Below are 13,444 nucleotides of genomic sequence, written 5' to 3'. Positions count from 1 at the left end.
GTCCCAGGAGGCCCGGGCCGGGCAGCCCGCCCACCTGCCCGTCGCCCGGCGGGTCTACGAGTCGGAGGAGAGGATCAGGCCGCTGGTCGGTACGCCGGTTCCGGCGGTGACCAGGACGTTTCGTACGCCCGGGAGTTGGTTGGCCGCTGTGCCGCGGATCTGGCGAACGGCTTCGGCGATGCCGTTCATGCCGTGGATGTACGCCTCCCCCAGCTGCCCGCCGTGCGGGTTGACGGGCAGGCGGCCGTCCAGTTCGATGGTGCCGTCCCGGAGGAAGTCCGGCGCCTCGCCCCGGCCGCAGAACCCCAGCTCCTCCAGCTGAGCCAGGACGAACGGGGTGAAGTGGTCGTAGAGGATGGCGGTGTGGATGTCCTGCGGCGACATCCCGGACATCTCCCAGAGCCGGCGGCCGACGATGGACATTTCCGGCAGACCACTCATGTCATCGCGGTAGTAGCTGGTCATCATCATCTGGCCGGCTCCGGAGCCCTGCGCGGCGGCCGTGATCATCGCGGGTGACCTGCGCAGGTCGCGGGCCCGCTCAGCCGAGGTCACGACCACGGCCACCGCGCCGTCGCTCTCCTGACAGCAGTCGAGCAGGTGCAGCGGTTCCACGATCCACCTGGACGCCTGGTGCTCCTCCAGCGTGATGGGCCGCTGGTAGAACCAGGCGGCCGGGTTGGTGGCCGCGTGCCTGCGCATGGCCACGGCCACCCGGCCGAAGTCCTCCGAGGTCGCGTTGTAGGCATGCATGTAGCGGCGCGCGAACATGGCCACCCAGGCCGCCGGGGTCATCAGCCCGAACGGCACGTGCCAGCTCATCTCCAGGCCCTGGGAGGTCGGCTCGCCGGTCAGGCGGGCGTTCGGCTGGCCGAAGCGGCGGCCGGAGCGCTCGTTGAACGCCCGGTAGCAGACCACCGTCCGCGCCATCCCCGTGGCCACGGCCATGGCGGCGTGCGCCACCGTGCCGCAGGCCGCGCCGCCGCCGTACTCGACGCGGGAGAAGAAGGTCAGGTCGCCGATCCCCACCTCCCTGGCGACGGCGATCTCCTGGTTGGAGTCCTGGCTGTAGGTCACCATGCCGTCCACCTCGCCCGGCGACAGCCCGGCATCGTCCAGGGCGGACAACACGGCCTCGGCGGCCAGCCGCAGCTCGGATCGCCCGGACTTCTTGCTGAACTCCGTGGCGCCGATGCCGGCGATGGCGGTGCGTCCGCTCAACAAGGTGCGTTCTCCTCGGGAAGCATGAGGGTTACCGTGCCGGTGGCGTGGTCGCCGAGGCTGACCTTGCCGCGCACCTCCACCGTGATCTGGCCGTCCTGGCGCGACGCGACCGTCCCGTTGAAGCTGAGGCGGTCCCCCGCGTACGCCGGGACGCCCAGCTTGACGTTGATGCGCTTGATGACGGCCTCCGGGCCCGCCCAGTCGGTGACGTAGCGCTCGACCAGGCCCATGGTGGTCAGGATGTTGAGGAAGATGTCCCTCGAGCCCTGGGCGCGGGCGAGCTGGGTGTCGTGGTGCACGGGCGTGAAATCCATGGTGGCCAGGGCCGTGGAGACGACCACGGTAGGCGTGAGGTCGATGGACAGCTCCGGCAGCACGGCTCCTGTCTCGGTCATGGCTCCCCCGGTGTCCACATCGGCAGGACGAGCTCGTCGTCCATCGGGCGATACGTCACGCGCAACGGCATGCCGATCCGCACCTCCTCCAGGGGGCAGTCCACGACGTTCCCGACGATCCGTACGCCCTCCGGCAGCTCCACCACGCCCACCACGAACGGGACCTCGCGGCCCGGCACCGGAGGGTGGTGGTGCACGACATAGCTGTAGAGGGCCCCTGCGCCGCTCGCGACCGTGTAGGAGCGGCCGGCCGAGCGGCAGTGGGGGCACAGCGGGCCCGGCGGGTGGCGCAGCAGGCCGCAGTCGGCGCAGCTCTGGATGCGTAGCTCGCCCTTCTTCACGCCTTCCCAGAAGAACGCGGTGTCCTGGTTGATCGCGGGCTGGAGCGGATAGGGCTCTTTTGAGGCTTTGGGGGCGGGCGGGCGAAATTTCAGGACACGGAAGAGCATGTCCGCCACCGGCTCGTCGTCCTCGGCGTACCAGGTGACGTTCCAGGTGGCGAAGTACCCCACACCCAGAGCGGTCTTCTTGGGCCCCGCCAGGCCCGCGAACCTCGTCGCGGGGGTGAGGCGCTCACCCAGGCGGGCGTAGCGGTGGTAGGTCTGCTCGCAGTTGGTCGCCACCACGCCCGTGTAGCCGCTGGCGTTGAGCGCCGTCATCATGTCGTCCACCGGCGAGCGGTCCTTGGCCCCCGCGCGCAGTCCTTGCATGGTCCACACCTGGGCCATCGCGGGCGGGGCGACGCCCTTGTCCAGGTAGGCCGGGTTCTCGTCGCCCATGGCGGCCAGCCAGTGCCTGATCATGGGGATGTTCACCGGGTCGGGCGCCGGCGTGCCGCGCACCTCCCCGAGCGCCGCCTGCTTGTCCGCGAGGTCGTGCAGCTCCTCGTCCGTCATCGGCTTCGCCTCGCTCATCGCGGCGGCCTCGGCAGGCCCAGGCCGAGCATCGCGATCAGCTCCCGCTGCACCTCGTTGACCCCGCCGCCGAACGTCAGCACCACGGCGCCCTTCACTCCGTGGTCGTTGCGTTCGAGCAGCTCGGCCGTCTCCGGGTCGCTCGGGTCGCCGTATCTGGCCAGGACGTCGGCGATGATCCTGCCGACCTCCTGCATGCGCTCGGAGCCGTAGATCTTGGTGGCCGACGCGTCGGGCGCGCCCAGCCAGCCCAGGTCCATGTTCGCGGCCACCTGCCAATTGAGCAGCTCGTTCGTCCGCAACGCCGCCCACACCGCGGCCAGCGCCCGCCGTACGTCCGGGTTGTCCACCAGGCCGGTGCGCCTGGCCCAGGCGAGGAAGCGGTCGTAGGTCTGGCCGATGTTCCCGGCCGGGCCGAGGGTGACCCGTTCGTGGTTGAGCTGGTTGACGATCAGGTCCCAGCCGCGGTCCACCTCGCCGACCACCATGTTCACCGGCACGCGGACGTCGCTGTAGTAGGTGGAGTTGGTGTGGTGGCGCCCGTCCATGGTCACGATCGGGGTCCACGAGAAGCCGGGGTCGTCCGTGGACGCGATCATCATGGTGATGCCCTTGTGCTTCTTGGCCTCGGGGTTCGTCCGGGCGGCCAGCCAGATGTACTGGGCGTAGTGTGCGCCGCTGGTGAAGATCTTCTGGCCGTTGACGACGTAGTGGTCGCCGTCGAGCACCGCCGTGGTGCGCAGGGACGCGAGGTCGGTGCCGGCCTCGGGCTCGCTGTAGCCGATGGCGAAGTGGCATTCGCCGGCGAGGATGCGCGGCAGGAAGAGGTCCTTCTGCTCCTGGGTGCCGTACTGCATGAGCGTGGGGCCGACGGTCTGGACCGTGATGATCGGATACGGGACGCCTGCGCGGGCGATCTCATTGGCGAAGATCTGCTGCTCGAGCGGGCCGTAGCCACCGCCGCCGTACTGCTCGGGCCAGCCGAGGCCGAGTTTGCCGTCGCGGCCCAGGCGGCGGCAGTGCTCCATGTACGCCTCGCCGAACGGGTCCTCAGCGATCTTCCTGCGGTCCTCGTCGGTAAGACAGCCCTGGAAGTACTCGCGCAGCTCGTCGCGGAGCCTGCGTTGCTCGGGGGTCAGGTCGATCAGCATCAGACGAGTGCTCCGATCAGGTCCAGCTGGGCGTCGGCGCCGCCGAGCAGGTGGGACAGGTGCTTGGCCTGGGCGAAGTAGCGGTGCAGCGGATACGTCACGTCGAGCCCGAGACCGCCGTGCAGGTGCTGGCAGGTGTAGAGAGCCTTGACGGCCGCACTGACGTGGTACGCGGCCAGCGCCAGATCCTGCTCGGCCGGCAGGCCCTCGCCCAGCCGCCATACCGCCGACCACATCGCCACATCCAGCGCCCGGCCCGCGATGTAGACGTCGGCGATCTGCATGGTCACGGCCTGGAACTCGGCCAGCGCCCGGCCGAACTGCTTCCTGGTCCTGATGTAGGAGGTGGTCAACTCCAGCGCCCCGGCCAGCACGCCACTGGCCTGCGCGGCGACCGCGGCGGTGAAGAGCTGCCGGACGCCGGTGACCGCCTCCGGTCCCGCCAGCCGCTCCGCAGGGGTGTCCTCGAGCACGACCGTCGCGGCGGGCTCGCCGGTGGACGTGAACTCCGCCGTCGTCTCCGGCTCCTCGATCAGGAACAGGCCCTCATCGGCGCTGACCAGCACTGCGGACGCGGGGTGGAGCACGGAGACCTTGCGACCGGTCAACGCCCAGCCGTCACCGGACGGCCGCGCGACCGTCGAAGGCGGCTCGGCCAGGGCGCGGCCCGGCTCCCGCAACGCGAGCGCCATCCGGCCCGCGCGCCCGGCCCGGGCTCCTGCCGCCGCGCCACCCTCGCCGCTCGTGCCGCTGAAGCGTCGTTGCTGGTCGAGGGTGCCGTATCGGGCCAGGGCCAGCGTGCTCGCCAGCGTCGAGAGGGCCGGGACCGCCGCCGCCCGCGCCCCCACTTCCCGCAGCACCACGGCCATCTCCACCGGCCCGAGCCCGGCGCCGCCCGCCTCCTCCGGCACGCACACACTCATCAGCCCGGCCTGCCACAGCCGCTCCTCATCGCCTTCCCTGGCGAGGACCTCGGCGGCCAGCTTCTTCAAGTCCTGCTGTGTTTCGTCCAGGTTGAAATCCACTACGTCTCCAAGAGATGGTGCCTGCCGTGCCGTACGAACTCCTCCTCGATGCCCTTGGCGTCCGCGTCGGTCAGGGGACGCAGCCCGGCAGGCGTACGCCACCAGACCGGGTCGCCGGTACGCCAGCCCTCTCGGGCCAGAAGCCGCTTGACGACCTTGTGGGAGGACGTCTGGGGCAGGTGATCAGAAACGCGGACATAGCGCGGTAAGGACTTGGCGCCCAGATCGCGCCGGGAGGCGAGGAACGCGGTGAACGCCTCCGGGTCGAAGTCCCTCTCCAGCACGAGCGCCGCCATGACCTGGTCGCCGGCCGCCGCGTCGGGCACCGGGTACACGGCCGCCTCGACCACCCCGGCGAACTCCCGTAACGCGGCCTCGATGGGCGCGACGGCCAGGTTCTCGCCGTCCACGCGCAACCGCTCGGTGCCGCGCCCGGCGAAGAACACGTACCCGTCCGCGTCCATGTACGCCAGGTCGCCCGACCAGAAAGCGCCGTCCCTGACCCGCTCGGCGTCGGCGTCCGGGTCGTTGTAGTAGCCCTCGAACAGGCCCAGCCCCGTCGTGTTGACCAGCTCGCCGACCGCCTCGTCCGGGTTGAGCAGGCGGCCGTCCTCGACGCGGCCTGGCGGGCAGGGCCGCCCGGTGAAGGGGTCGAGGATCGCGACGCCTTCGGGCAGCCTGCCGAGGCAGCCGGGCGGGCCCGAGGGGTCGGGGCTGAGCGAGATCGCCGTCTCCGTGGAGCCGAAGGCGTCGATCACGTGACACCCGAACCGCGCCCCGAACCGCCTGATCGCGACCGCGCTCCCCTCGTTCCCGAATGCGATCTTGAGCGGGTTGTCGGCGTCGTCCGGGCGCTCGGGGGTGGCCAGGACGTAGGAGAGCGCCTTGCCGACGTAGTGCAGGTACGTGGCCCCGTACCGCCGCACGTCGGGCAGCAGCCCTGAGGCCGAGAAGCGCCGCCGCAGCGCCAGCGCCGCGCCCGACGCGACGGCGGGGGCGTAGGCGGCCATCAGGGCGCCGGAGTGGAACAGCGGCATCGAGCAGTAGACGACGTCTTCGGCCGTGAGCAGCGCCCCGAGACTGGTCCCCGGCACGGCGATCTTCCGCTGGGTGATCCGGACGGCACGCGGGCGGCCGGAGGTGCCGGAGGTGAAGATCAGCATCACGAGGTCCTCAGGCGCCGGCGGTTCTCCTGATCCGTCCGTGGCGGCCTCCGCCGGCGATCCGATGCCGGCGAAGGGCACGGACTCCACGCCGCTCAGCGCCCCGGACACCAGCCGGGCCGCCTCCTCATGCGGGCCGTCCCACAGGAGCAGCTCGACGTCGGTGGTGCGGGCGTCGCGGATCAGCTCGTCAGGCGAGCGTGTGGGGTTCAGCGCCACGACCACGTGGCCGTCCAGTGCCGCCCCGCCCAGCAGGAAGACCAGCTCTGGAACGTTCTCACTCAGCACGCCCACGTGCAGCCCCCTGCCGCGCCCGGACAACCAGGCCCCGGCCGCCCGGCAGGCGGCGACGTGCGCGCGCCACGACCACACCGCGTCCTCGTACATCAGCCCAGGTCGATCGTCCTCGGCCCGTGCGAGAAGCAGGGCCGCGAGGGTGTTCGCGGTCATGCCGCCTCCACCAAGCGCTCGGTCAGCCGAATCGCAAACTAGAACAGATTCTAATATCTGTCCAGAGGCCGTCTATGCCGATAACTCTGGACACCTCCCTGTAACGCGGTAGACATGCCCCGACAAGGCTTGTTTGTGACTGGCGAGTAACAAGCCGCCGTTTCAAGAAATCAGATAACGTGTTCTTATGCGTACCTCGCATGACACCATCGCCACGCCCTCCTCGAGCGGCACTGAGGAGACCATGGAAAGCGAGCCTCAGACGGGCGGGCACAGCGTCCGCACGCGCAGCCAGCACCAGCGCCGCAAGCGCATCGTCCAGGCCGCGGCCGCCCTGGCCTCGCGCGGCGGGGTCGAGGCCATGCAGATGCGCACGGTGGCCGAACGCGCGGGCGTCGCCCTTGGCACGCTCTATCGATACTTCCCCTCGAAGATGGACCTGGTCGTGGCGGTGGTCGGCGAGGAGATCGACCTCCTGGAGAGCAGCATCGAGCGCCGGCCGCCGGGAGCCTCCACGCCGTCGAGCCGCGCGGTGGACGTGCTGATGCGGGCCACCCGCGGTCTGATGCGCGAGCCCGAGCTGGCCGACGCCCTCATCCGCTCCCTGATCATGGCGGAGGTGCAGACGCCGTTCGGCGACCGCATGACCGGATTGTTGCTGCGGGTCTCGGCCGAGGGGCTGACCCTCGAGCAGGCGAGCGAGGAGCAGCGCGATCTGGCGGGGTCGCTGGCCAGCGTGTGGGTGCAGGAACTGCTGGAGATGCTGCGTGGCCGCCGCACCTATGACCAGATCCAGCGCCGCATCGAAACCGCCGCCGCCCGGCTGCTGGCCGACATCTGACCATCAGGAGTCGGCCCCAGAGTCCGTCACCTGCTCCGCTCCCGGCGCAGCCGATCACCGGATGGCGCCCAGATTCACGATCACCTGCTTGCCGTCCCGGCCGTACCAGAACAGCCCGCGCGCCCGGTAGTCCAGCGTCGCCGTGGGCATCCCCTGCTTGGTCGGCCGCAGCCCGAGATCGGCGCCCCGGCCCGTGGCCAGCTCGTACAGCACCTGGCCACGCAGCTCGGCTCCCTTGCCGCTCTGGACCAGGGTGAGGAAGCGATCAAACGCCGGTGGGAAGATGTCTGGCATGCCGGGCAGGTCCCGGGTGCGGCCGTCGCGGCCCACCAGGGTGCCGTCCTTCACGCACCAGCTGATCCCGCACGAGGCGAACGGCTCGACGGGGGCCTTGCTGCGCTTGCCCGTCTCGATATTGAGCAGGTCGCCGAAGATCACCTGCTTCTTGATCCGCCGCTTGTGGTCGTAGCGCGGGGTGGCGGCCCAGGGCCAGCCGATCAGCGTGTACCCGGATGTGCCGGGCAGCAGCCGGGGCTTGCCGCCCGACAGCGGCATCTCGAAGACGCCGCCCTTGCCCCACAGCGTCCACACCGCCTTGTCGCCGGCGATCTCCAGGTCGATGCCGCCGTAGCCGGGCACGCCCTCGAACGTGGTCAGCCTGCGCTGCGTGCCGCCGGCGCGGGGCGCGGTCCAGATGTCCACGATCCGCTTGCGCTCCTGCTTGCGCACCGTCCACCAGTACAGCCGATCGCGGTCGGCCAGCACGAACGACGCGGTGACGACGGTCTTGGGCGGCGGCGTGACCGGGACGAGCAGCCGCGCCGTCCGTGCCTCGACGTCGTAGGCCCACAGGCCGTCCATCTTGTCGGCATGGCCGTCCCTCTCCGTACGAACCAGCACGGTGTGGTCGTCGAGAAACACCTCCGGCCTGAACGGCCTGCCGTTCGGCAGCCTCGCGGGCACGACGTGCACGGCGTCGGGCCAGACTTCCTCGATCGGCGGGTACGTCGGATCCACCTCCTGGACCGGCGCCTTGGTGGTGGCGACGGCGGGCGGGGGCGTCGCCGCCGGCGTTCCTCTCGCAGCGTCGATCACAAACGGCGCGCCGGCGGTCAACAGGACCACGGCCGCCGCGGCGGCGAACCCCGCCGCGCCGTGCCGGCGGCGCCTGCGGTGCTCTTCCTCGACGCGCGCCAGCAGGTCGTCGGCGGGGCGGGGGGCGTGGCGGGCCGCGGCGGCGAGTTCGGCGGCCAGGGACATCTCCAGGTCGTTGGTCACGTGACGTACCCCATCTTCTCCACGATTCCGGGAAGGTCGCCGCGAAGTTTGTCCAGGGCGCGGGAGGCCTGGCTGCGTACGGTCCCGCGGGAGACGCCGAGGACGTCTGCGATCTCCGCGTCCGTCAACTGCTCGTAGTACCGCAGCACGAGCACGGCACGCTGACGGCGCGGCAGCTTGGACAGCACCTCCCAGAGGCCGGAGCCCTCGTAAGCGACATCCTCATAAGTGCTGTCGGGTGGCGTGGCCGTGATGTGCTCGCGCCTGCGCACCCGCCAGGCGTTGATGTGCAGGCGCGTCATCGTCGTCCGGACGTAGCCGTCCAGCGCGTTCTTCCGGCGCACCCGTGACCACGAGCCGCGTAGCCGGACCAGGGCCTCCTGCACCAGGTCGGCCGCGTCGTGCGGGTTGCCGGTCAGTACGTAGCCGTAGCGGAGTAATCCGTCCACGCGTTCAGCCACGAACTGCTCGAACAGCGGATCTTCCTGCACGTCTGCATCCTCCTCCATCCCGACCTAGACGGAACGGAGACGGCAGGTGTTGCATCCGACAGGTGAGCACCGCCGACCGGGCGCCTGAGCGGGCACTACTCAAGCGCGCGGAACGTGCGGCGGTAGGCATGGGGAGAGACGCCGAGGGCCGCCTGGAGGTGTTGCCTGAGCGAGGCCGCGGTGCCGAAGCCGGCGCGGTCGGCGATGCGGTCCACGGGCAGGTCGCTGCTCTCCAGCAGGTGCCTGGCCAGCGCGATGCGCTGCTGCGTCAGCCACTGCCCGGGGCTCATCCCGACCTCCTGCCGGAAGCGCCTGGTGAACGTCCGCCGGCTCATGCCCGCGTGCCCGGCCAGATCGTCGAGCTGGAGCGGGGCGCCCAGGCGTTCCACGGCCCAGGCCCTGGTGGGGGCGATGCCGGCGCCGGACGGGTTGGGCACGGGCTGCTCGACGTACTGGGCTTGGCCACCCTCGCGCCATGGCGGGACCACGCACAACCTGGCGACCTGGTTGGCGATCTCGCTGCCGTGATCGCGGCGTACGAGATGCAGGCAGAGGTCGACGCCGGCCGACGCCCCGGCTGAGGTGAGCACGTCGCCGTCGTCCACGAACAGCACGTCCGCATCCATCCGCACCTGGGGGAACAGCGTGGCGAACCGCTTGGCGTGCCGCCAGTGCGTGGTGGCCGGGCGGCCGTCGAGCAGGCCGGCGGCGGCCAGCACGTACGTGCCGATGCAGATGGACACCACCCGCGTGCCCGGCCGTATCCCGGCCAGCGCCTCGGCCAGCCCGGCCGGCAGTGACTCCCTGTCGGTGATCTCCGCGTACCACTCGGCCGCGGGCACCACCACCGTGTCGGCGCCGGCCAGCGCGCCCGCGTCGTGCTCGACGGCGAGGGAGTAGTCGGCGGCCGTGGCGACGGGCTTGCCGTCGATCGTGCACGTGAGGACCTCGTAGAGCGGTTCGCCACTGGCTCCCCTCGCCACGCAGAAGATCCGGGACGGCACGCTCAGCTCGAACGGGATCACGCCGTCAACGGCAAGGACGACCACACGATGCATGGCCCGATTTTTACACATCATGACCTTTGGGCCACTCGCGGGCGGACTACGTGCAGAGCAGGCTTGACGGCATGAAGATGAAGGCGATCAGTCAGGACGCCCTGGGCGGCCCGGAAGTGCTGAAGATGGTCGAGGTGGACCGGCCGGAGCCGGGCCCTACCGAGGTCCTGGTACGAGTGGAGGCGGCCGGGCTCAACCCGACCGACTGGAAGACCCGCGAGAGCGGCGGGCTGCTGAGCACACCGCCGCCGTTCATCCTCGGCTACGACGTCTCGGGCGTGGTGGAGGCGTCGGGGATCGGGCAGGCGCTCTACAAGCCCGGCGACGAGGTGTTCGGCATGCTGCAATACCCGGACGGGCACGGGGCCTTCGCCGAGTACGTGACCGCGCCGTCCCGGCACTTCGTCCGCAAGCCGGCCACCCTCGACCACGTGCAGGCGGCCGCGCTCCCGCTGGCCGCGCTGACCGCGTACCAGGGACTCGTGGACGTGGCGGGGCTGAAAGGCGGCCAGCGGGTGCTCATTCACGCCGCGGCCGGCGGTGTGGGGCATCTGGCGGTGCAGATCGCCAAGGCCCGCGGGGCGTACGTGATCGGCACGGCCAGCGCCGCCAAGCACGACTTCGTGCGCGGCCTCGGCGCCGACGAGCTCATTGACTACCGGACCGAGGACTTCTCGGAGATCGTGCGGGACGTGGACGTGGTGCTCGACACGATCTGCGGCGACTACGGGCCGCGCTCGCTGCGCACCATGCGCAGGGGCGGCACGATCGTCTCGCTCGCGCTCTCGTTGTTCGACCGGGGTGTGCACGACGTGGCGAAGGATCTCGGCCTGCGGTCGGAGACCATGCTGGTGGAGCCGGATCAGGCCGGGATGCGGGCGATCGCGGCGCTGGTCGAGGCCGGTCGGCTGCGGGTGGAGGTGGCGGCCGCGCTGCCGCTGGCGGATGCCGCCAAGGCGCACGAGCTCGGCGAGACCAACCGCACCACCGGCAAGATCGTCCTCACGGTCCCCCACTGACCACGAGGTTCCGTGGCGTCCCCGTCCCTCGCGCGGGGACGCCACGGAAGATCCTCGGCCTCACGGACGGCTCGCCTCACGGCCTCCCCCGAGACGCCCCCGCGGCTCCCGGAGGAGGCCGTGCTCCGCGTGACGGAGCCCGACGATCCGTTTTCATGGTGATTTCTTTGCCTTCCGTTACGGGGATCGCCTCAATTGACCGGGCGGAGGGGAAAAAGTCATCGGTCTGTCGGTGGCGAGGTCTATACAGGGAGGTATGAGCGACAAGCCAACCAACGAGGAGTTCCTCCGGCTGGCCGATCCGATGCGGCGCGAGTTGCTGGCGCACTGCTACCGCATGATGGGGTCGGTGCACGACGCCGAGGATCTCGTCCAGGAGACCTACCTCCGCGCGTGGCGGGGCTACGACGGCTTCGAGGGGCGTTCCTCGCTGCGTACGTGGCTCTACCGCATCGCCACCACCGCGTGCCTGACCGCGCTGGACAGCCGTAACAGGCGACCGCTGCCGACCGGCCTGGGCGCGCCCAGCACCGAGCCGACGGCGCCCCTGGTGCAGGACAACGAGGTGCCGTGGCTGGAGCCGGTGCCCGACGCGCTGGCCGGCGCGGGCGCCGACGACCCCGCCTCGATCGTGACCTCGCGTGAGAGCATCAGGCTCGCGTTGATCGCCGCGCTGCAGCACCTGCCGCCCCGGCAGCGCGCGGTCCTGATCCTGCGCGACGTGCTCAAGTGGAAGGCCGCCGAGGTGGCCGAGGCCGTCGGCGTGTCCACGGCGGCCGTCAACAGCATCCTGCAACGGGCCCGGGCCCAGCTCAACGAGGTGTCGCCGAGCCTGGACGACCCGGTGGAGCCGCTGAGCGAGGAGCAGCAGGCCAAGCTGGATCGTTACGTCGCCGCGTTCCAGGACTACGACATCGACAGCCTGGTGGACCTGTTCACCAAGGACGCGATCTGGGAGATGCCGCCGTTCATCGGGTGGTACCAGGGTCCGGAGACGATCGTCGAGCTCACGAAGAACCAGTGCCCGGCCAAGCGCTCCGGCGACCTCAAGCTGGTCCCGATCGCCGCCAACGGCCAGCCGGCCTTCGCCATGTATCTGCGCGAGAACGGCGTCCACCGCCAGTTCGCCATCATGGTGCTGACGTTCTCCGGGGAGAGCATCAGCCATGTGGGCATGTTCCACGAGGAGAGGCTCTTCGAGACCTTCGGGCTTCCTTCGACTTTGGAGAGCGAGACTTCCACGCCAAAGTAGAACGCGTTACAGTCGCCAAGACACTTACCAGAGCTTCGTTCTGGAGGCGACGTATGGGCACACCTGTGATCGTCGAGGCCGTTCGCACCCCCATCGGCAAGCGGGCGGGCTGGCTGGCCGAACTCAAGCCGCAGCAGATCCTGGCCACCGCGCTCAACGGGCTCATCCAGCGGTCGGGGATCGAGCCGGCGGCCGTCGACCAGGTGTTCGCCGGGTGCGTGACCCAGGCGGGCGAGCAGGGCGGGCACGTCGGGCGGCACGCGTGGCTCTACGCCGGGCTGCCCTACCAGGCGGGGGTCACCACCGTGGACGCGCAGTGCGGGTCCTCGCAGCAGGCCGTGCACCTGGCGGCGGCGATGATCAGCGCGGGCGTGATCGAGGCCGGAGTCGGATGCGGCGTAGAGGTGATGAGCCGGGCCCCGCTCGGCAGCAACGTGCGGCCCGCCAAGCCCAAGCCCGACGACTGGAGCATCGACCTGCCCGACCAGTTCACCGCGGCCGAGCGGATCGCGAGGCGGCGCGGGCTGACGCGCGAGCGGCTCGACTGGTTCGGGGCGCGCTCGCAACATCTGGCGGCCAAGGCGTGGGCCGACGGGCGGTTCGAGCGGGAGATCGTGCCGGTCGGGGACGTACGCAGGGACCAGGGGTTGCGCGAGACCACCGTGGACGGGCTGGCCAAGCTCAAGCCGGTGATGGAGGGCGCGCTGCACACCGCCGGCACATCCTCGCAGATCTCCGACGGCGCCGCCGCCGTGCTGGTGACCAGCGAGCAGGCGGCGCGGCGGCACGGGCTGAGGCCCCGGGCCAGGATCCTGGCGCAGGCGCTGGTCGGGGCCGAGCCGCACTACCACCTGGACGGGCCGGTCGACGCGACCGCCAAGGTGCTGGCGGCGGCCGGCATGACGATCGGCGACATCGACAGGTTCGAGGTGAACGAGGCGTTCGCGTCCGTGGTGTTGTCGTGGGCGAGCGTGCATGAGCCCGACCTCGACCGGGTCAACGTGAACGGCGGCGCGATCGCGCTCGGCCATCCCGTCGGCGCCACGGGCGCCCGGCTGATCACCACGGCCCTGCACGAGCTTGAGCGCTCGGACTCCACCACCGCGCTGGTCACGATGTGCGCGGGCGGGGCGCTGGCCACAGCCACGATCCTGGAACGGATCAGCTGATCACTAATTCGGCC

Annotated in this window: 13 protein-coding genes; 4 read left to right on the top strand and 9 right to left on the bottom strand. The window is 70.7% G+C overall.

Annotated elements, in window-relative coordinates:
- Positions 1-54 precede the first annotated feature (54 nt).
- The 6 genes from OHA25_RS20530 to OHA25_RS20505 are packed head-to-tail and all read right to left on the bottom strand — an operon-like array spanning position 55 to position 6,322.
- Entirely contained in the window at positions 55-1,221 is a 1,167-nt protein-coding gene (locus tag OHA25_RS20530; protein ID WP_327589135.1) for a lipid-transfer protein, read from the bottom strand.
- Positions 1,218-1,619: a MaoC family dehydratase gene (locus OHA25_RS20525; RefSeq protein ID WP_327589134.1), complete on the bottom strand. Its 402-nt coding sequence runs from the start codon at positions 1,617-1,619 to the stop codon at positions 1,218-1,220. The genes OHA25_RS20530 and OHA25_RS20525 overlap by 4 nt, the downstream gene beginning before the upstream one ends.
- Entirely contained in the window at positions 1,616-2,533 is a 918-nt protein-coding gene (locus OHA25_RS20520; RefSeq protein ID WP_327589133.1) for a bifunctional MaoC family dehydratase N-terminal/OB-fold nucleic acid binding domain-containing protein, read from the bottom strand. Before OHA25_RS20520 ends, OHA25_RS20525 begins: the two co-directional genes overlap by 4 nt.
- On the bottom strand, positions 2,530-3,684 hold the full coding sequence (locus OHA25_RS20515) for an acyl-CoA dehydrogenase family protein (RefSeq protein WP_327589132.1): 1,155 nt from the start codon (positions 3,682-3,684) through the stop codon (positions 2,530-2,532). The genes OHA25_RS20520 and OHA25_RS20515 overlap by 4 nt, the downstream gene beginning before the upstream one ends.
- Complete coding sequence (locus OHA25_RS20510) at positions 3,684-4,709, bottom strand: acyl-CoA dehydrogenase family protein (protein WP_327589131.1); 1,026 nt, start codon at positions 4,707-4,709, stop codon at positions 3,684-3,686. Before OHA25_RS20510 ends, OHA25_RS20515 begins: the two co-directional genes overlap by 1 nt.
- Complete coding sequence (locus OHA25_RS20505; RefSeq protein ID WP_327589130.1) at positions 4,709-6,322, bottom strand: AMP-binding protein; 1,614 nt, start codon at positions 6,320-6,322, stop codon at positions 4,709-4,711. The genes OHA25_RS20510 and OHA25_RS20505 overlap by 1 nt, the downstream gene beginning before the upstream one ends.
- A gap of 187 nt (positions 6,323-6,509) precedes the next feature.
- Between OHA25_RS20505 and OHA25_RS20500 the strand changes: the two genes are divergently transcribed.
- Entirely contained in the window at positions 6,510-7,163 is a 654-nt protein-coding gene (locus tag OHA25_RS20500) for a TetR family transcriptional regulator (protein WP_442942128.1), read from the top strand.
- 54 nt (positions 7,164-7,217) lie between these two features.
- Here OHA25_RS20500 and OHA25_RS20495 read toward each other — a convergent pair whose 3' ends face one another.
- The 3 genes from OHA25_RS20495 to OHA25_RS20485 form a co-directional block, all read right to left on the bottom strand.
- Positions 7,218-8,441 (bottom strand): hypothetical protein, encoded by a 1,224-nt coding sequence (locus OHA25_RS20495; RefSeq protein WP_327589129.1) that lies wholly within the window; start codon positions 8,439-8,441, stop codon positions 7,218-7,220.
- A complete protein-coding gene (locus tag OHA25_RS20490; protein ID WP_327589128.1) occupies positions 8,438-8,932 on the bottom strand; it encodes a SigE family RNA polymerase sigma factor in 495 nt (164 codons plus the stop codon). Before OHA25_RS20490 ends, OHA25_RS20495 begins: the two co-directional genes overlap by 4 nt.
- Positions 8,933-9,027: 95 nt before the next feature.
- The gene (locus OHA25_RS20485; protein WP_327589127.1) at positions 9,028-9,990 is read right to left on the bottom strand and encodes a GlxA family transcriptional regulator; all 963 of its coding nucleotides are present in this window, start codon (positions 9,988-9,990) and stop codon (positions 9,028-9,030) included.
- Between the two features lie 77 nt (positions 9,991-10,067).
- Here OHA25_RS20485 and OHA25_RS20480 point away from each other — a divergent pair, with 77 nt between their 5' ends.
- The 3 genes from OHA25_RS20480 (at position 10,068) to OHA25_RS20470 (ending at position 13,430) form a co-directional block, all read left to right on the top strand.
- Positions 10,068-11,009, top strand: a complete 942-nt coding sequence (locus OHA25_RS20480; RefSeq protein WP_327591014.1) for an NADP-dependent oxidoreductase — start codon at positions 10,068-10,070, stop codon at positions 11,007-11,009.
- Between the two features lie 256 nt (positions 11,010-11,265).
- Entirely contained in the window at positions 11,266-12,261 is a 996-nt protein-coding gene (locus OHA25_RS20475; protein ID WP_327589126.1) for a sigma-70 family RNA polymerase sigma factor, read from the top strand.
- A 53-nt stretch (positions 12,262-12,314) separates the two neighbouring features.
- Positions 12,315-13,430 (top strand): steroid 3-ketoacyl-CoA thiolase, encoded by a 1,116-nt coding sequence (locus OHA25_RS20470; RefSeq protein ID WP_305916745.1) that lies wholly within the window; start codon positions 12,315-12,317, stop codon positions 13,428-13,430.
- The last annotated feature ends 14 nt before the right edge of the window (positions 13,431-13,444 follow it).

Origin of the sequence: Nonomuraea sp. NBC_00507, from assembly GCF_036013525.1 — a bacterium.
In the GTDB taxonomy this organism is placed as follows: Bacteria; Actinomycetota; Actinomycetes; order Streptosporangiales; family Streptosporangiaceae; genus Nonomuraea.
Note: the sequence above shows the minus strand (reverse complement) of the source record. Positions and strands in the feature narration are given on the sequence as shown.